General features: G+C 58.9%; 19 protein-coding genes. 12 read left to right on the top strand and 7 right to left on the bottom strand.

The features are described 5' to 3' along the window. The first annotated feature begins 85 nt into the window (after positions 1-85). The 4 genes from ivbL (at position 86) to ENGE1_RS20350 (ending at position 2,822) form a co-directional block, all read left to right on the top strand. Positions 86-184: an ilvB operon leader peptide IvbL gene (gene ivbL, locus ENGE1_RS28590; RefSeq protein ID WP_071883288.1), complete on the top strand. Its 99-nt coding sequence runs from the start codon at positions 86-88 to the stop codon at positions 182-184. A 103-nt stretch (positions 185-287) separates the two neighbouring features. Next, positions 288-1,991: an acetolactate synthase large subunit gene (gene ilvB, locus ENGE1_RS20360; protein ID WP_048253572.1), complete on the top strand. Its 1,704-nt coding sequence runs from the start codon at positions 288-290 to the stop codon at positions 1,989-1,991. Positions 1,992-1,994: 3 nt separating this feature from the next. Continuing rightward, the gene (ilvN, locus tag ENGE1_RS20355) at positions 1,995-2,285 is read left to right on the top strand and encodes an acetolactate synthase small subunit (RefSeq protein WP_043081382.1); all 291 of its coding nucleotides are present in this window, start codon (positions 1,995-1,997) and stop codon (positions 2,283-2,285) included. A gap of 84 nt (positions 2,286-2,369) precedes the next feature. Beyond that, positions 2,370-2,822: a DUF1198 family protein gene (locus ENGE1_RS20350; RefSeq protein ID WP_043081381.1), complete on the top strand. Its 453-nt coding sequence runs from the start codon at positions 2,370-2,372 to the stop codon at positions 2,820-2,822. A gap of 9 nt (positions 2,823-2,831) precedes the next feature. On the opposite strand, the gene phnX is transcribed toward ENGE1_RS20350, so the two are convergent. Together phnX and phnW are read right to left on the bottom strand one after the other, a co-directional pair. Next, positions 2,832-3,641, bottom strand: a complete 810-nt coding sequence (gene phnX, locus ENGE1_RS20345; RefSeq protein WP_048253573.1) for a phosphonoacetaldehyde hydrolase — start codon at positions 3,639-3,641, stop codon at positions 2,832-2,834. A 9-nt stretch (positions 3,642-3,650) separates the two neighbouring features. Further along, positions 3,651-4,754: a 2-aminoethylphosphonate--pyruvate transaminase gene (gene phnW / locus ENGE1_RS20340; protein WP_043081379.1), complete on the bottom strand. Its 1,104-nt coding sequence runs from the start codon at positions 4,752-4,754 to the stop codon at positions 3,651-3,653. Positions 4,755-4,897: 143 nt separating this feature from the next. Here phnW and phnR point away from each other — a divergent pair, with 143 nt between their 5' ends. The 5 genes from phnR (at position 4,898) to ENGE1_RS20315 (ending at position 9,493) form a co-directional block, all read left to right on the top strand. Further along, positions 4,898-5,617, top strand: a complete 720-nt coding sequence (gene phnR, locus ENGE1_RS20335) for a phosphonate utilization transcriptional regulator PhnR (RefSeq protein WP_043081378.1) — start codon at positions 4,898-4,900, stop codon at positions 5,615-5,617. Positions 5,618-5,705: 88 nt separating this feature from the next. Beyond that, positions 5,706-6,713 carry a 2-aminoethylphosphonate ABC transporter substrate-binding protein gene (locus tag ENGE1_RS20330; protein WP_048253574.1) on the top strand — a complete coding sequence of 336 codons (1,008 nt, stop codon included), beginning with the start codon at positions 5,706-5,708 and terminating at the stop codon, positions 6,711-6,713. Between the two features lie 5 nt (positions 6,714-6,718). Then, on the top strand, positions 6,719-7,825 hold the full coding sequence (gene phnT / locus ENGE1_RS20325) for a 2-aminoethylphosphonate ABC transport system ATP-binding subunit PhnT (RefSeq protein ID WP_048253575.1): 1,107 nt from the start codon (positions 6,719-6,721) through the stop codon (positions 7,823-7,825). Position 7,826: 1 nt separating this feature from the next. Further along, on the top strand, positions 7,827-8,702 hold the full coding sequence (gene phnU / locus ENGE1_RS20320) for a 2-aminoethylphosphonate ABC transporter permease subunit (RefSeq protein ID WP_043081375.1): 876 nt from the start codon (positions 7,827-7,829) through the stop codon (positions 8,700-8,702). After that, positions 8,696-9,493, top strand: a complete 798-nt coding sequence (locus ENGE1_RS20315) for an ABC transporter permease subunit (protein ID WP_048253576.1) — start codon at positions 8,696-8,698, stop codon at positions 9,491-9,493. The genes phnU and ENGE1_RS20315 overlap by 7 nt, the downstream gene beginning before the upstream one ends. Here the strand turns inward: ENGE1_RS20315 and ENGE1_RS20310 are convergent, their stop codons facing one another. From ENGE1_RS20310 to tcuC, 3 genes are all read right to left on the bottom strand, one after another. Next, complete coding sequence (locus tag ENGE1_RS20310) at positions 9,494-10,414, bottom strand: EamA family transporter (RefSeq protein WP_043081373.1); 921 nt, start codon at positions 10,412-10,414, stop codon at positions 9,494-9,496. It abuts the gene before it with no gap. A 431-nt stretch (positions 10,415-10,845) separates the two neighbouring features. Next, positions 10,846-11,727 (bottom strand): AEC family transporter, encoded by an 882-nt coding sequence (locus ENGE1_RS20300; protein ID WP_048253578.1) that lies wholly within the window; start codon positions 11,725-11,727, stop codon positions 10,846-10,848. A 1,028-nt stretch (positions 11,728-12,755) separates the two neighbouring features. Continuing rightward, positions 12,756-14,072 carry an MFS transporter gene (gene tcuC, locus ENGE1_RS20295; protein WP_043081370.1) on the bottom strand — a complete coding sequence of 439 codons (1,317 nt, stop codon included), beginning with the start codon at positions 14,070-14,072 and terminating at the stop codon, positions 12,756-12,758. 164 nt (positions 14,073-14,236) lie between these two features. Here tcuC and ENGE1_RS20290 point away from each other — a divergent pair, with 164 nt between their 5' ends. Next, on the top strand, positions 14,237-14,659 hold the full coding sequence (locus tag ENGE1_RS20290; RefSeq protein WP_043081369.1) for a GNAT family N-acetyltransferase: 423 nt from the start codon (positions 14,237-14,239) through the stop codon (positions 14,657-14,659). On the opposite strand, the gene ENGE1_RS20285 is transcribed toward ENGE1_RS20290, so the two are convergent. Next, the gene (locus ENGE1_RS20285) at positions 14,656-15,318 is read right to left on the bottom strand and encodes a TetR/AcrR family transcriptional regulator (RefSeq protein ID WP_048253579.1); all 663 of its coding nucleotides are present in this window, start codon (positions 15,316-15,318) and stop codon (positions 14,656-14,658) included. The genes ENGE1_RS20290 and ENGE1_RS20285 overlap by 4 nt on opposite strands. A gap of 80 nt (positions 15,319-15,398) precedes the next feature. Between ENGE1_RS20285 and ENGE1_RS20280 the strand changes: the two genes are divergently transcribed. Further along, a complete protein-coding gene (locus tag ENGE1_RS20280) occupies positions 15,399-16,913 on the top strand; it encodes an MDR family MFS transporter (protein ID WP_048253580.1) in 1,515 nt (504 codons plus the stop codon). Between the two features lie 64 nt (positions 16,914-16,977). After that, a complete protein-coding gene (locus ENGE1_RS20275; RefSeq protein ID WP_043081366.1) occupies positions 16,978-17,448 on the top strand; it encodes a nuclear transport factor 2 family protein in 471 nt (156 codons plus the stop codon). A 58-nt stretch (positions 17,449-17,506) separates the two neighbouring features. Here ENGE1_RS20275 and ENGE1_RS29080 read toward each other — a convergent pair. Further along, positions 17,507-17,688, bottom strand: a 182-nt coding sequence (locus ENGE1_RS29080) for a hypothetical protein (protein WP_218016961.1), incomplete at its 5' end; no start/stop codon positions are given.

The raw sequence follows: 17,688 nt of genomic DNA, 5'->3' as shown, positions 1-17,688 counted from the left end.
TTTAACGCAGCGTGATAATTGCGTTGTCAGCCGATAAAAGCTGTGGTTGTATAAAACGCTCAAACACACAACGTTATGGTCCCTAATGAACGCCATCCGCAATGCACAGAACCTACTACTTACCGCGCAACCTGCCGCGGTGGTCGTCGTGCGTGTGGTGGTGGTCGTCGGCAATGCGCCGTAGGGTCCGGAACGCACGATTCCAAAACCCCGCCGGCGCAAACCGGGCGGGGTTTTTCGTTTAAGACGCCTCCCGGAAAGCCGGCCCAGAATAAAAGGACTGGAGCATGGCACATTCGGGCACACCGTCGTCACGGCCTGCATCGCAGGCGAAGCGCTTCACCGGCGCGCAGTTAATCGTTCATCTGCTGGAGCGTCAGGGCATCACTACCGTTGCCGGTATTCCGGGCGGCACCGTGCTGCCGCTGTATGATGCGCTGAGCCAGAGCAGGCAAATTCGCCACGTGCTGGCCCGCCACGAGCAGGGCGCGGGCTTTATCGCCCAGGGCATGGCGCGCACCCAGGGTAAACCGGCGGTGTGCATGGCCTGCAGCGGTCCCGGCGCCACCAACCTGGTGACCGCCATTGCCGACGCCCGCCTCGACTCCATTCCGCTGGTCTGCATCACCGGCCAGGTTCCGGCCTCGATGATCGGCACCGACGCCTTTCAGGAAGTGGACACCTACGGTATCTCTATCCCCATCACCAAGCATAACTACCTGGTCCGCGACATCAGCGAGCTGCCGCAGGTGATAAGCGACGCTTTCCGCATCGCCCAGTCGGGCCGGCCGGGGCCGGTGTGGATAGATATTCCTAAGGATGTGCAGACCGCAGAAATCGACATTGACGATCTGCCGATGCCGGGCTGTAAAGCGCCGGCGCCGGTATTCAGCCTTGCCGACGTGCGCGAGGCGGCAGCGATGATCAACTCCGCGAAGCGGCCGGTGCTCTACCTCGGCGGCGGGGCAATTAACGTACCCGACCAGATCCGCAAGCTGGCCGAAAAGGCCAACCTGCCCACCACCATGACCCTGATGGCGCTGGGTATGCTGCCGAAGGCGCACCCGCTGTCGCTGGGTATGCTGGGTATGCACGGCGCCCGCAGCACCAACTACATTCTGCAGGAGTCTGATTTACTGATTGTGTTAGGCGCCCGTTTTGATGACCGGGCGATTGGCAAAACCGAACAGTTCTGCCCGAATGCTAAAATCATCCACGTCGATATTGACCGCGCCGAGCTGGGCAAAATCAAGCAGCCCCACGTGGCGATGCAGGCCGACGTCGGCGAAGTGCTCGATCAGCTGATCCCGCTGATTGAGGCGCAGCCGCGCGATGAGTGGCGCCAGCTGGTGGCCGATCTGCAGCAGGAGTTTCCGTCCGCGATCCCCCAGGAGGGCGATCCGCTGAGCCACTACGGCCTGATCGGCGCCGTCGCCGCCTGCGTTGACGATGAGGCCATCGTTACCACCGATGTCGGCCAGCACCAGATGTGGACCGCCCAGGCCTATCCGCTCAACCGCCCCCGCCAGTGGCTGACCTCGGGTGGCCTCGGCACGATGGGCTTCGGGCTGCCCGCCGCTGTCGGCGCGGCGCTGGCGAACCCGCACCGTAAAGTGCTGTGCTTCTCCGGCGACGGCAGCCTGATGATGAACATTCAGGAGATGGCGACGGCGGCGGAAAACCAGCTCGACGTGAAAATCATTCTGATGAACAACGAGGCGCTGGGCCTGGTGCACCAGCAGCAGAGCCTGTTCTATCAGCAGGGCGTTTTTGCCGCCACCTATCCGGGCACCATCAACTTTATGCAGATTGCCGAAGGCTTCGGCCTGCAGACCTGCGATTTAAACGCGGAGGCCGATCCGCAGGCGGCGCTGCGGGCGATTATCGCAAGGCCGGGACCGGCACTGATTCACGTGCGTATCGATCCCGAGCAAAAAGTCTGGCCGATGGTGCCGCCGGGTGCCGCAAATACTGAAATGGTGGGGGAATAAGCCATGCAAAACGCGATTCATAACAACGTCATCCTTGAGCTCACCGTACGCAACCACCCGGGGGTCATGACCCACGTCTGCGGCCTGTTTGCCCGCCGGGCCTTCAACGTTGAGGGCATTCTCTGCCTGCCTATTCAGCACAGCGACAAGAGCCGCATCTGGCTGCTGGTGAATAACGATACCCGCCTTGAGCAGATGATAAGCCAGATAGACAAGCTGGAGGACGTAAGCCAGGTCATTCGCCACCAGAGCGATCCCGGCGTATTCAACAAGCTGGGCCTGTTTTTTGAATGATTCTCCGCCGCCGCTGCCGGTAAAGGATGGCTTTTAAAGCAATTCTCCTTATGATGTCCCGGCAGCGGCGAAGAGAGAGGACGCATGGTCTGGTTGATGTTAGCCACCCTGACGGTGGTGTTTGTGGTGGGATTTCGGGTACTGACCTCCGGCTCGCGCCGGGCGATTAAGCGCCTGAGCGAGCGGTTAGGCGTTACGCCGGAGCCGGTCGAATCGATGATCGATCAGATGGGAAAACGCGCCGGAGAGGAGTATCTGCGCTACCTGGAGCGGCCCAACGAGGCGCATCTGCTTAACGCCGCCCAGGTGCTGCTGATCTGGCAGGTGGCGGTAGTCGACGGCAGTGAAAGCAACCTGCTGTGGTGGCACCGCCATTTGCAGAAGGGGCGGCTGGCCTCTCCGCTGACCGACGCCCAGGTCCGCCTTGCGCTGGGTTTCCTGCGCGAGCTGGAGCCTGACGTTGCCGAGTTTAATGCCTTTCAGCACCGCTATAACGCCCTGTTTATGCAGCAGGAAGGCGTCAGCTGGCTGCACTGACGCCCCTTTTCAGGGGCGCTCTCCTTTCGCCAGTCGGGTATTAATGTCGGCGATGACGTCCGGCAGGTCGGCGAGCGTATCGACAACATAGTGCGCGCCCGCGGCGTACAGTTCGCCGGCCGCTCTTTCCCGACGCCCGGCAATCTCCTCTGCCGACATCGCCTGAAACGCCTCCCAGGTCGCGCCGAACGCGTTCCCGGACAGCGCCAGACCGACGCTCCACATTCCGGCGTGGATCCCCTCGGCAATACCGGGCGCGGCATCATCCACTTTTACGCAGTGGGCAACGTCGTCAATGCCCAGGGCAATCACGTTGTGCAGCGCCATCCACGGGCCGGGGCGGCCGCCCGGCGGCAGATCGTCGGTGGCTACCCAGCAGTCCGGCGAATAGCCCAGCGCCGCGGCGGCAGGGACCAGCTGCTCCATCACCGCCCGCGGGTAGCCGGAGCAGGAGCCAATTTTCAGGCCCTGGGCGCGAAAACCGGCAATCGTGTCGATAACGCCGGCAATCGGCGCGGCAAAATCCACGACTTTCGCGATCTGCAAAGGCATAAAGGCCGCATAGATGGCATCAATATCCGCCGCCGTCATGCTGCGGCCAAACTTTGCCCGCCAGCGGGCATCGACGGCGGGAAGTTTGCCGAGAGCTTCAATGTGCTGCCACTTGCCGAGTCCCATCGGCACCCGGGCTTCCTGCAGCGTGATCTCAACGGCAAACGCCTGCCGGAAGGCTTCGACGAAGATTTCCGTCGGCGCAAAGGAGCCGAAGTCGACGGTTGTCCCCGCCCAGTCGAGAATAACGGCGCTAATCTTGTTCATGATGACTCCTTATTGTTTCCAGTAGCTGGCGCCGTCGACGGCGGCGAGAAGGGCGGTGATATCCCCGGCGTACACTTCGCCGATATTGCCGATGCGAAAGCAGTCGCTGCGCGAGACTTTGCCCGGATAGATCACGAAGCCCTGCGCTTTCAGCTTCTGGTAGAAGGCGCTGAACTGATACTGCGGCGCATCGGGCGAGTAAAAGGCGGTAATAATCGGCGAGTGGAGTGCGTCGTCCAGCAGCGTATGAAAGCCCAGGGCGCGCATGCCGGCAACCAGCTGTCGCTGGTTGCTGCTGTAGCGCCGGTGGCGGGCGACGACGCCGCCCTCATCCGCCAGTTCTTTCAGGGCCTGGGCGAAGGCCAGCACGGTATGGGTGGGCGAGGTGAAGCGCCATTTTCCGTGATTATCCTCCATGCAGCGCCACTGGGCGTAAAGATCGAGCGACAGCGAGCGGGAATGACCCTCGCACTGCGCCAGCTCGGACTGCCGGGCAATCACAAACGCAAAGCCGGGCACGCCCTGAATACACTTATTGGCGGAGCTGATTAAAAAGTCGATGTTGAGCCGGGCGACGTCCAGCGGGATCCCGCCGAAGCTGCTCATCGCATCAACGATGTAGCGCTTGCCGTAGCGGACCGCCAGTTCGCCCACTTCTGCAACCGGATTCAGGATGCCGGTGGTGGTTTCGCAGTGCACCATGGCGATGTGCGTGATCGCGCCGTCCTGCTGAAGGATCGTTTCGATCGCCATCGGGTCCGGCGCATTGACTTCACCCACGTCGCAGACGCGATGATTGATGCCCATCAGGGACGCCATTTCAATCATGCGCGCGCCGTACGCGCCGTTGCTGATAATAAGGACTTTCGCCCCGGGCCCCAGCGCCGTGCCCAGCACGGCTTCGACCGCGTAGCTGCCGCTCCCCTGCAGCAGCACGGCGCTATATCCCGCTTCTGAGGTCGCCAGCCCGACCAGCTGCCGGCGAATCGCCTGCACGACGCCAAGATTGTAATCGTCATCCCAGGTGCAGCTATCGTAAAGCATGGCCTCTTTAACCGTGCGGGAGGTGGTCAGCGGGCCGGGAGTGAGCAGCAGATAATCATGTGAACGCATCTATGTTTCGCCTTTGGTCTATACCAGATTTGACAGTATAGTGGATAAAAATGAGGCTGGAGGTCAAAGGGAAAATGGTCGTGCAACAAAAAATTCATCTGAGTCTGTATAATGGCCGTCAATCATAACCCGCGTGGATCATCATGAAATCACCCTCTGGCGAGATACCGCAGTACCTGCTGATTAAGGCCCAGCTCCAGGACCGCATCGCGCGCGGCGCGCTGAAAAGCGGCGATAAACTGCCTTCTGAGCGTGAACTGTGCGCGCTTTTTAATACCACTCGCGTCACCATCCGCGAGAGCCTGGCCCAGCTGGAGGCCGGCGGTCTTATCTGGCGCGCCGACCGCCGGGGCTGGTTTGTCTCGCCCGACAGGCTGTGGCTGGATCCGACGCAGAACACCAATTTCCACAAACTCTGCCAGGAGCAGGGCCGCACGCCGAAAACGGTTCTTCTCGAGGGCCGCGTTGCGCCGGTGCCGGTAGAGGTGATGACGCCCCTGGCGCTGCAGCCGTTTGATCAAATTTATCTTCTGACCCGCCTGCGCTACGCCGACGATCGCGCGATTTGCTACTGTGAAAACCACTGTCTCCCCGCCCGCGTGCCGGACCTGCTCGGGCACGATCTGAACGGCAGCCTGACCGAGGTTTATCAGCGCTACTATGATCTGGTGTACACCAGCATGCATCTCAGCTTCTGGCCTACCGCGATGCCGGCCCAGGCAGCCGCGGCGCTGGGCGTCATGGAGGGGAGGCCAGCCCTGATGCTGCGGCGTCTGAATTACGATCAGCACGGGCGGATCCTCGATTTTGATATTGAATACTGGCGGCACGACAGCCTGCGCATAGAAGTCGATACCCACTAACATCTTTCATCTTTCTGTAACATCCAGGCGTTAGCGTGTGAATCAATCTGGTATAGACCATTTGATTTCACGACTGGAGGCTAACGCCATGAAACTGAATAAACTCGCGCTGTTAACCACATTTGCTCTCGTCAGCAGCCCGGTATGGGCCGACGGGGTGGTCACGGTGTATTCCGCAGACGGGCTCCACGACGGAGACAACAGCTGGTATCAGCGCCAGTTCGACGCCTTCACGAAAGCGACCGGCATCAGCGTGCAGTACGTGGAGGGCGGCTCGGGGGCGATTGTGGAGCGGCTGGCCAAAGAGCGTACCAATCCCCAGGCCGACGTGCTGGTGACGGTGCCGCCGTTTATTCAGCGCGCCGCCGGCCAGCGGCTGCTGGCCGACTTCACGCCGGATGGCGCGGAAAAAATTCCCGGCGCGACGGCGAACGCCGTGCCGCTGGTGAACAACTTCCTGAGCTTTGTCTATAACACCCGCGCGCTGAAAGCCGCGCCCGCCAGCTGGCAGTCGCTGCTGGACGCAGGATTTAAAAGCAAACTGCAGTACTCCACGCCCGGCCAGGCCGGCGACGGCACCGCCATGCTGCTGCAGGTCTTCCACAGTCTGGGCAGTAAAGACGCCGGGTTTGATTATCTCGGCAAGCTGCAGGCCAACAACGTCGGGCCTTCGGCCTCTACCGGCAAGCTGACTGCGCTGGTGAATAAAGGCGAACTGTACGTGGCCAACGGCGACCTGCAGATGAACCTGTCGCAAATGGCGCGCAATCCCAACATTAAAATTTTCTGGCCGGCCGACGCCAGCGGCGAGCGCAGCGCCCTGGCGTTACCGTACGTCGTCGGGCTGGTGCAGAACGCGCCCCACGCCGACAACGGTAAGAAGCTTATCAACTTTTTACTGAGCAAAGAGGCGCAGACCAGCGTCAGCGCGCTTTCCTGGGGAATACCCGTTCGTGAAGACGTGACGCCGACCGATGCCAACTACCGGGCCGCGACCGCCGCGCTGAAGGGCGTGACGCGCTGGCAGCCGGACTGGGATGCGGTGGCCGCCTCGCTGCAGGCGGATATCGCCCGCTGGCGCGACGTTACCGAGTAACCGCTATGCTGATGAAAAGTAAAACGTCTGTCCGGGCCGCGGCGGCGGCGTCGGGAATTACCCTGGATGCCCTGCGCGTCGCCTATCACGGCAATACGGTGCTTAAGCCGCTGTCACTCACCATCGAGCCGGGAGAAGTGCTGGCGCTGATCGGGCCATCGGGCTCGGGGAAAACCACGGTGCTGCGCGCGATTGCCGGGTTTGTCCAGCCTGCCGGAGGGCGCATTCTTATCGGCGATAAGGATGTGACCGGGCTTGCTCCCTATAAGCGCGGATTGGGGATGGTGGTGCAGAACTATGCCCTGTTTCCGCATATGAAGGTCGAGGATAACGTAGCCTTTGGCCTGCGGGCGCAGAAGCAGCCGAAACCGCTGATAGCGGATCGCGTGCGCGAGGCGCTGAAGATTGTCGGTATGTCTGATTTTGCCACCCGCTACCCGCATCAGCTCTCCGGCGGCCAGCAGCAGCGCGTGGCGATTGCCCGGGCCATTGCGGTGCGTCCCCAGGTGCTGCTGCTGGATGAGCCGCTCTCTGCGCTGGATGCGCAGATCCGCTACGCCATGGTTGAGGAGATCGCCCGCCTGCACCGCGAACTGCCGGATCTCACCATTCTGTACGTGACGCACGACCAGACGGAAGCCCTGACCCTGGCGGATAAAATCGGCATCATGAAAGACGGGTCGATGATCGCCCACGGCGAAACCCGCAATCTCTATCATCGCCCGCCAAACCGCTTCAGCGCTGAATTTCTTGGCCGCGCCAACATTCTTTCCGCCACGGCCCTGGGAACGCATACCACGCCGGGCATGGTCGATATCAGCTGCGCGGGGCAGGTGATATCGGCCTGGAGTCCCGCCATCCATCACGGCCACAATAAACTGCTGTGCATCCGTCCGCAGCACTTCAGCCTGGCGCCGCGCTCGGCCCGCAGTAACTGCCTGAAGGCCACGCTGACGTCGGTTTACTGGCAGGGCGATCTGACGCACCTGCTGTGCGATGTGGCCGGGGAAGCGGTCAGAATTGTGCTGACGCATATTAACCCGGCGCCGCAGCCGGGCGAACCGCTGGCGCTCTGGTTTGAACCCGAAGACAGCGTGCTGCTTGAGGTGTGAGATGGAAATAGCGCTCAGATTGGTCCGGCGTGCGGCCGGGCAGGGTCACGCCGTCTGGCTGTGGCTGGCGTTGCCGCTGCTGGTGATGGCAACGCTCTTTTTTTATCCCCTGCTGCTGATCGTTGAGCAGGCGTTTCAGGGAAACGGGGCGGGCTACGGCCTGGAGACGTTCTGGCAGGTAGTGAATTCGCGGCGGTTTATCGGCGCGCTGTACAACACTCTGCAGATTGCGCTCTTCGGCACGGCCGGCTGCCTGCTGCTGGGCAGCGTAATGTCGGTGATCCTGGTCTTTATTCCCTTTCCCGGCAGCCAGTTAATAGCCCGCATTATTGATACCTTTATTGCGCTGCCGACGTTTCTGATTTCGCTGGCGTTCACCTTTATCTACGGCTCTGCCGGCATACTCAACGGCGCGATGATGTCCCTGTTCCATCTGGCGCTGCCGCCGGTGGACTTCCTCTACTCGGTATGGGGCGTGATCCTGGCGGAAATCACCGTGTTTACGCCGCTGATTATGCGCCCGCTGATGGCCGGGCTGCGGCAGATAGATAAAAGCCAGCTTGAGGCGGCCAGTATACTGGGCGCCGCGCCCTGGCGGGTCCTCACTCAGGTGATTTTCCCTGCGGCTCTACCGGCGCTGCTGGCGGGCGGCAGCCTTTGCCTCCTGCTGACCACCAACGAATTTGGCATTGTGCTGTTTATTGGCGCCAAAGGCGTCAATACGCTGCCCCTGATGGTCTACAGCAAAGCGATTCTGGAATCCGACTACGGCGTTGCCTGTATGGTTGCCTTTATCAATATTCTTCTCTCGCTGGGACTCTTTGTACTCTACCGCGCCGCCGGGGCGCGCGCGGTCATAAGGAGAGCATCATGCTGATTTGGTCACGTAAGGCGCACGCGGTCCTCGGCGGACTGGCGATAGTCCTCGGCAGTCTGTTTTTCCTGCTGCCGCTGGCGGTGATTTTACTTTCCGGCCTGACGAAACAGTGGAGCGGCACGCTGCCGACGGGCTTTACCCTGATCCATATTGTGAATGCCTTTCGCGGCGCGGCCTGGGACGCGCTGTTCGCCAGCCTGGTCGTGGGATTTTGCGCCAGCCTGCTTGCCCTGCTGTGCGGCGTATGGGCGGCGCTTGCGCTGCGGGGCGCCACCGCCAGAGTGCAGAAAGCGCTGGGCCTGCTGTTTTATCTGCCGAGCGCGATCCCATCCGTGTCCGTAGGGCTCGGGGTGCTGGTGGCCTTCAGCCAGGGACCGCTGCAAATGAACGGCACCTTTGCCATCGTGCTGGTCGTCCACTTTATTCTGATCTCTGCATTTACGTTCAGCAGCGTGGCCACCGGCCTCGGACGTATTTCGCCGGATATTGAGAACGTGGCTTCAAGTCTGGGGGCATCCCCGGGATTCAGGCTATGGCACGTCACCCTGCCGATGCTGATGCCGTGGCTCCTCGCCGCCCTCGCGCTCAGCCTGTCGCTGTCGATGGGGGAGCTGGGGGCAACGATAATGATCTATCCTCCGGGATGGACGACGCTGCCGGTGGCGATTTTCAGCCTCACCGATCGGGGCAATATCGCCGACGGTTCGGCGATGACCCTCGTGCTGGTGGCGTTAACGCTGCTGCTGATGATTGCGCTGGAAAAAATGGCGCGCCGTTTATCGCAGCGATAATCAGACGTTGAGAGGCGTTTTACGTACCCGCGCCTGCCGCCGCGAATCCAGAGAAATCAGCACCACCGAGGAGAGGATCAGCAGCGTCCCCAGCCAGTCCGGCAGCGCAAAGCTGACGCCGAGCAGCAGCACCGACAGCAGGGCGCTGCTCAGCGGCTCCGCGCAGCTGAGAATGCTGGCCTTCGGGCCGCCAATCATCTGCGCGCCCTTCAGGTAAAGGCTGAAGGTGAGCGCGGTGCCGATCACCACCAGGTAGAAAAATGCCAGCAGCACGCCGCCGCTGATGGCGATGCTTTTTGCCTGCCCGGCGTACAGCGGCAGCAGGAAAGCGCCGCCGATCAGCATACTCCAGCCGACAATCACCAGCGTGCCGTAGCGGGCGATGAGCGTGGAGGGATAAGTGGTATAAAACGCCGCCGCAAACGCCGAGGCAATGCCCCACAGCAGCGCCGCCGGCGAGATGGATAGCGAGGTCGGATCGCCGTGGGTTACCAGCAGAAAGGTGCCGAACAGCGAGGTGGCGATGGCGGCGATGACCGGCCAGCCGGGCCGCGCTTTGCGCGCCAGCGCAAACCAGGCCACGATGATGGTCGGCGACAGAAATTGCAGTACGGTCGCCGTGGCGGCGTTGGATTTTTCGATGGTCTGCAGGAAGGTCAGCTGTACGGTAAGCGCCCCGGCCAGCGAAAACAGCAGCAGGCTCAGCGCGTCCCGGCGATGCTTCAGTATGCGGAAAATATTATCGCCGTGCACAAAGGCCAGCATCAGCAGGATCAGTCCGGCGAACAGCAGCCGCACCATGGTCAGCAGCGGCGATGACATCTGGCTCTGCGCCATGATGTACTGCGCGCAAACGCCGGAACTGCCCCACAGCACGGCGGCGATCAGGACATTCAGCATCCCTTTTCTGGTGGAACCCATCTTTCCCTCGATAACCCATTATTGTTGAGCAAAGAGGATAGCATAAGGCAGTCAGATGGCCGTCGCGCAGTGATAAAAGTGAAGCTTATGACCGCTACCTCAATTTGCGCGCGGCACCGGCCGGCCATCTCATTATTCCGGTAAGTCAGCACGCCGTTGATGAAGACCGCGTGTATCCCGCCGGACTTCTTGATACGTCGCCACCTCGGCAATCGTGGCGGCATCAAAGACAACCACATCGGCAAAATAGCCTTCGCGGATGAAGCCGCTGCTGATTACCGGACGCTGAGCGCCAGGTGCCAGGTGAGGAAGGTATGCCGAGGGCAGGCGACGCTTTTACCGCCACAGTTAGCGCCATTTGAGCAGCCCTCAGGGTTACCGGGAATGATGTCCTGACTCCGTAGCAGTCTTTGGGGAAAATCCGCGCGGATTCACAGCAGGTGTAGACAAAATGGGATCAGGAAAATGGCTAACAGTGAACTCACTAACACGGCCGTCGCGGCCTTCTCTGGGTGTAAACCTGAGTTGCTGCTAAAAACAACCGTATTACCCGCTAAAGGAGATAATGCCATCAGAAAAATGACGTCAAATTGCTCGCCGGGTAAAAAAGTAAAAATGGTGGCAATGGCAGGCACCAGGATATGCTTCCAGCCCAGAGAGACGGATAAAAATTTCAAGTCCGGTGTTGATTTGGGGTTCCTGGATAATACGATACCTATCAATAACATACCTAATACCGAATATGCGCCTTTAAAATTAGACAAGATGCCAAGGATGTTCTCATTTACGCCTATTCCGAGGTATTTAATCAGGAAACCTAGTAGAGCAGCGTACAGAACGGGTAGCTTTAAGGTTTTTTTGCAAACATCAACCGCTCTGGCATTTCCTTTCTCAAGAATAAAATAACCTACGCTGAACTCATATAGATTTACACCAATAATAATAAAAATAGCAATGGCGATCTGGGATTCATTAAACATACTTAACACAATCGGCAGTGCAAAATAGCCCGTGTTACCGGTGCCAGCAGTGAAGGCGAAAAGATTTCTGACCTTATCTTTCCATATGAGTCCTGAGAGGAGATAGCCTAAAAGACATAACGCCGAACAAAAAATAAAGGCCCCAATACTGAAATAGAAATAGCTAAGCGTACTGGGTGATTGCACTATGCTGATAACAACCACCACTGGAGAAATAACATAAATCAGTAAGTTGGCTATATCTTTACTGTTACTTTTAGTGATCAATCCGTAGATAAAGCCGAGGCATGATATGAAAAAAAGGGTTCCTACTTTGATGGCTAATTCATTCATCTGTCATTCTCGTTGCCTGTTGTTGGTGTAATTTCATGGACCAGAGACCCCTGCCTCTCCTGCTTATCAGAGAATACGTTATAACCCAAGGTGCCGGTGACGCCTGTTAAAACATGCCCACTGATATAGTCTTTTGGATAAGGCCTTAATCCATTGTCGGGTTGTGAAGGCAACTTTATGTCAACGGGAAATTGTCCAAAATATGATATCCGCAGCCATTATTCAATTTACTCGTTATCTGGATAAACGATGACGCGATGGCTTTTGCTTTACTGACAGTATGTTGATTTATAGAGCTATCCAGCTCAGAGAGCTGCTTTAACCAGTCGGTTGCTGACATTTTCAATCCTTTAGTTTTTAGATGCTACGGTTATCGTCCTTATGCCGAAATAATCTGATCTCCTGATAAGGTGAGACGATTTATGCCTGAGGAGTGAAAAAATATATAAGACTTTTATTAATGTTTTTTTGCCCCAGTGAACTTATTTATCAAAAATGAGGTTCGGTAAATGATGGTACACGCGTAGCGGTAACTGTCAATTGTGATCTAGGATTAAATAGAGATGATACAGTGTAATGTTTTTTTCGCAGCGCTCCCAACGTAAAAAATTTTTTACTTTTATGTTTGTTAGTTTAATGTAATTATTTGAATTAAATGTATTTATTAATTTTATAGAGGATTTATGAACTTATATGTTCCAGCATGAGGCGTGTATAACGTTGCGAGAATTAAGTGTTACAAATCGTCTCTGGTTTTAAGTAAATATAACCTGATTTCTTTTAATCTATTTTTACTCTGTGGTATGTGTTTTTTTAGGGCTTTTTCTTAGGAAGTTTTCTTCTTCCTGAAATAGAGTGGCTAAACGATATTTTTTTATGACAATGATTCATTCTGGTTTATTTCTTTTGATGAGTGTAGTCCGGCACGGTTTATTTCTGTGGCTTTATTGATAACGAGACGCCAGCTGAAGCGGACTCCTTTGCATCCAACTGGCGTTGTTCATCGTAAGGTTATCCCTTTATTTATCCTATGCCTTCAATCCCTCTGGCGTATGGCGGGTGTGATATTGCTTCATCAATGGCTTAATTGCCAGAGTCCCGATAAGCCCGCACAGCGCGGCGAAGGTGATCCACGCCCCGGCCATTGCCTTATCGCCCGTAGCGTGGATCAGGTAGCTAGAGATTGCCGGCGTAAAGCCGCCGAACAGCGCGGTCGCCAGGCTGTAGGCCAGCGAGAAGCCGGTGGCGCGCACCTCCGCAGGCATCACCTCCGTCAGGTAGACCACCATCGCGCCGTTGTAGCTGCCGTAGAGGAACGACAGCCACAGCTCCGCCTCCAGCAGATGGGCGAAGCCGGGGTGGGTCACCAGCCAGTGCAGCACCGGCCAGGCGGTAAACAGCGCCAGTACGGTAAAAATCAGCAGCAGCGGGCGGCGGCCAACGCGATCCGACAGGGCGCCCATCAGCGGCAGCCAGATAAGGTTCGACAGCCCGACGCACAGCGTCACCAGAAAGCTCGCCTTATCGCTCATCCCCAGTACGGTTTTGCCAAACGTCGGCGTGAAGGCGGTGATGGCGTAGAACATCACCGTGGTGGTGACCACCATCAGCATGCCCGCCAGGATCAGCGGCCAGTTTTGCCCCACCGAGCGGACGATAGTCTTCATCGACGGATGCTGCTTACGCTGGCTGAAAGCCTCGGTTTCCGACAGCATCGTTCTGATCCAGAACAGAAACGGCACAATCATACAGCCCACGATAAACGGAATGCGCCAGCCCCACTCGGTGACCTGATCTTTTTCCAGCAGGTGGTTAAGCAGCAGACCGAGCAGGGCGGCGAACACCACGGCGATCTGCTGGCTGCCGGACTGCCAGCTGACGTAAAAGCCTTTACGGTTTTTCGGCGCCACCTCAGAGAGGTAGACCGAGACCCCGCCCAGTTCCACTCCGGCAGAGAAGCCCTGCAGCAGGCGACCGAGGAGAATAAGTATCGGCGCGGCGACGCCCAGCGTGGCGTAGCCCGGCACGCAGGCAATAGTTAATGTGCCAATTGCCATCAGAGTCAGGGTCAGCAGTAGCCCTTTGCGGCGGCCGTGGTGATCGACATAGGCCCCGAGCACGATAGCGCCCAGTGGCCGCATCAGAAAACCGGCGCCGAAGGTCATCAGCGTCAGCATCAGGGAGGCAAACGGGTTATCGCCGGGGAAAAAGGTTTTGGCGATGGCGCTGGCGTAGTAGCCGAACACCATAAAGTCGTACATCTCCAGGAAGTTGCCGCTGGTAACGTTAAAAATGGTTCTTGCGCCGCTCTGCTTCGGCGCGGCGGTTATCGGTTGTGAGTCCATTATGCGTCCTTGTGCCTTGCTTAAGAGAAGTAGTTTTAAAGCGTTCGTGCTGGGTAATATGTGACCGTAATCACTTTGGCTGGCAGAAGGGAAGAAACTTTGGTAACTAAGTATTAACAATAATGAAACCAATCGCTGGCGATGGGCGACAACGAGGAAGCGGCATGAGAATTGACGTTACGGATGTGATTACCTCTGAAGACCAGGAGGAACTCTGGGCCGGGCTGCGCGCCTACAACCGCCAGTTTGTTGATGCGCGGGACTGGTACAGCCTCGGCGTTTACGCCCGCGACGACGCCGGCCGCATGCTCGGCGGGCTTATCGGCAAGCGTAAAGGGGACTGGCTCAGCATCGACTACCTGTGGGTGAGCGACGCCGCGCGGGGGCAGGGGCTCGGTAGCGAGATTATCCGCCGCGCTGAAGTACAGGTCCGCGCCTGGGGCTGCCGTCAGATGCTGGTGGATACCATCAGCTTCCAGGCGCTGCCGTTTTACCAGAAGTGCGGCTTTACCCTGAAGACCACCCTTGAGGATTTTCCCTATCCCGGTATGCAGCGCCACTATCTGACGAAGCGGCTGGCCGATTAGCGCCCGGCGCGCAGGCCCTGGCCGATCATCGCCAGCGCGTGGCTGACTATCTGTTCTGTGGGAATGCTGCGGATGCGCTCGTCGTTAAGCGCGCGGGCGAAGGGCACCAGCACCAGGCTTATCAGCGAGGGAAACAGCAGCGCCGGCGTCAGGTCGGGGTTGAGCCTGCCCGCCGCCTGCCAGTCGGCGATCCTCGCCAGCATCAGGCGGTAGCTCTCCTCGCCGGTGCGTTCGGCCATCTTCTGGCGCAGCACCGGCACGCCGCCCGACATCTCCTGCATCCACAGCGGTGCGAACCACGCGTTGCTCTCCGCAAGTTCGGCCAGCACGCGCACCATCTGCGTAAAGGCATTCACCGGATCGTCGGGATGCTGCAGGAAAATGGCGCCGATGCGCTCGCGCAGGGGCATAAAGCGCTCCTCCAGCAGCTGCTCAACCAGCGCGTCCCGGGAGCTGAAGTAGTAGTGGAGCATCGCCGGCGTCACCCCGGCCTCGCGGGCGATAGCGTTGAGGGAGACCCGGGCGATGCCCTCGCGGGCAAACAGCGCCAGGGCGATATCCATCAGCTGCTCGCGGCTGGCGGTGTCCGGTTTCTTACCGCGCGGACGCCCGGGGCGGCGCGGTTTATCAGATTTTTCTTTGTCACTCAGTGCTGTCATTGGCTGACCGTCCCTTGACCTGAACCCTGGTTCCTACAAATATTAATTATGCAATTAATTAATATCAACATGGTCCCGTTATGAACTCTGAAACAGTGACGCAAGCTCAGCACGTCCCGGCTACCGGCGTCAAATCTATTCGCCTGCTGTTCAGCGCCCTGCTGCTGGTCATGCTGCTATCGGCGCTCGATCAGACCATCGTCTCCACGGCGCTGCCGACTATCGTCGGCGAGCTGGGCGGGCTGGATAAGCTCTCCTGGGTGGTGACCGCCTATATTCTCTCCTCGACCATCGCCGTGCCGCTGTACGGCAAGTTCGGCGACCAGTTTGGCCGCAAGCGGGTCCTGCAGATAGCCATCGCGCTGTTTCTGCTCGGCTCGGCGCTGTGCGGGCTGGCGCAGAACATGACCCAGTTGGTGCTGATGCGCGCCCTGCAGGGGCTGGGCGGCGGTGGACTGATGGTGATCAGTATGGCCGCCGTGGCCGACGTGATCCCGCCGGCCAACCGCGGGCGCTATCAGGGCCTGTTCGGCGGCGTGTTTGGCCTTGCGACGGTCATTGGCCCGCTGATCGGCGGTTTTATCGTCCAGCACGCCTCGTGGCGCTGGATCTTTTATATCAACTTGCCGCTCGGGCTGTTTGCGCTGCTGGTGATTGGCGCGGTGTTTCGCGGCAGTGCCCGGCGCAGCGAGCATCAGATTGACTGGCTGGGGGCGCTCTACCTGACGCTGGGCCTGGTGTGCATCATTCTGTTTACCACCGAGGGCGGATCGGTCCACGCCTGGGACGACCCGCAGCTGTGGTGCATTCTGGCCTTTGGCCTGGTGGGGATCGGCGGCTTTATCTATGAAGAGCGGCTGGCCTTTGAGCCGATTATTCCCCTGTCGCTGTTCCGCAACCGCAGCTTTCTGCTCTGCAGCCTGATGAGCCTGATCATCGGCATGGCGCTGTTCGGCTCGGTCACTTTCCTGCCGCTCTATCTGCAGGTGGTGAAGGCGGCAACGCCTACCGAGGCCGGGCTGCAGCTGATCCCGCTGATGGGCGGCCTGCTGCTCACTTCCATCATCAGCGGGCGGATGATAAGCCGCAGCGGCCGCTACCGGCTGTTTCCCATTCTCGGTACGCTGTTTAGCACCCTGGGCATGGTACTGCTGACGCGCATTACCGTGGACTCTCCCACCTGGCATCTGTACCTGTTTACCGGCGTGCTCGGCATGGGGCTGGGTCTGGTGATGCAGGTACTGGTGCTGGCGGTGCAGAATGCGGTGGCGGCTAACATGTACGGCGTTGCGACCTCCGGCGTTACGCTGTTTCGCTCGATAGGCGGCTCTATCGGCGTGGCGCTGTTCGGCGCGGTATTTAACCGCGTGCTGCAGACCAGCCTGACCCGCCTGCTGCCGGAGGATGCCGTCATTCCGCCGGGAATGAGCCCCGAGGCTATTCACCATTTGCCGCAGGCGCTGCGCCTCGATTACCTGAGCGCCTTCGGTTCTGCCATTCACGCAGCCTTTACCATGGCGGCCTGCGTTATGGCGGCGGCCTTCGCGCTGTCGTGGCTGCTGCGCGAGGCGCCGCTGCGGACTTCGCATGAATAATTAGCGCGTTACGTTTATTGGCGGCTGTGCCAGGATGAAGTAACGCCCTTTTTCGGAGAACATCATGACAGAACAGCGCCCGCCGTTGCCGCCATTTACCCGCGAAACCGCTGAACAGAAGGTCCGCGCTGCCGAGGACGGCTGGAACAGCCGCGACCCGCAGAAGGTTTCGCTGGCCTATACCCCGGACAGCCAGTGGCGCAACCGCAGCGAATTTGTTGACGGCCGCGAGCAGATCGTGGCCTTTCTGCAGCGCAAATGGGCCAGAGAGCTGGAGTATCGCCTGATCAAAGAGCTGTGGGCCTTCAGCGATAATCGCATTGCCGTACGTTTCGCCTACGAGTGGCGCGACGACAGCGGGAACTGGTTCCGCTCATACGGCAATGAGAACTGGGAGTTTGACGAGAACGGCCTGATGAGCCGCCGCTTCGCCTGTATCAACGATCTGCCGATTGCCGAAAGTGAGCGCATGTTCCACTGGCCGCAGGGCCGCCGCCCGGATGACCATCCGGGGCTGAGTATGCTCGGTCTGTAAAAGCGGTAAGAAAGCCCCGCGCGAGCGCGGGGCTAGTCTAAGGCGCAACATAGCCTAATCAGCGATGGCCGCCGGTTCCCTCCGTATCGCCGTGCGTCTGGTTAACGCAGTGAGTCGGAAAGTTCGAATCCACATAGCGCACCACCAACGGTGCGGCGATATGGATAAGAACCGCGAGTACAACGGCTTTCATAAAGTCCATGCGTGAAGCCTGCTTGATTTGGCTAACGCTGGCGGCTA

The organism is Pluralibacter gergoviae ATCC 33028 = NBRC 105706 (assembly GCF_001598855.1).
Classification (GTDB): Bacteria; Pseudomonadota; Gammaproteobacteria; order Enterobacterales; family Enterobacteriaceae; genus Pluralibacter; species Pluralibacter gergoviae.
This window is presented reverse-complemented; position numbering and strand designations above follow the sequence as displayed.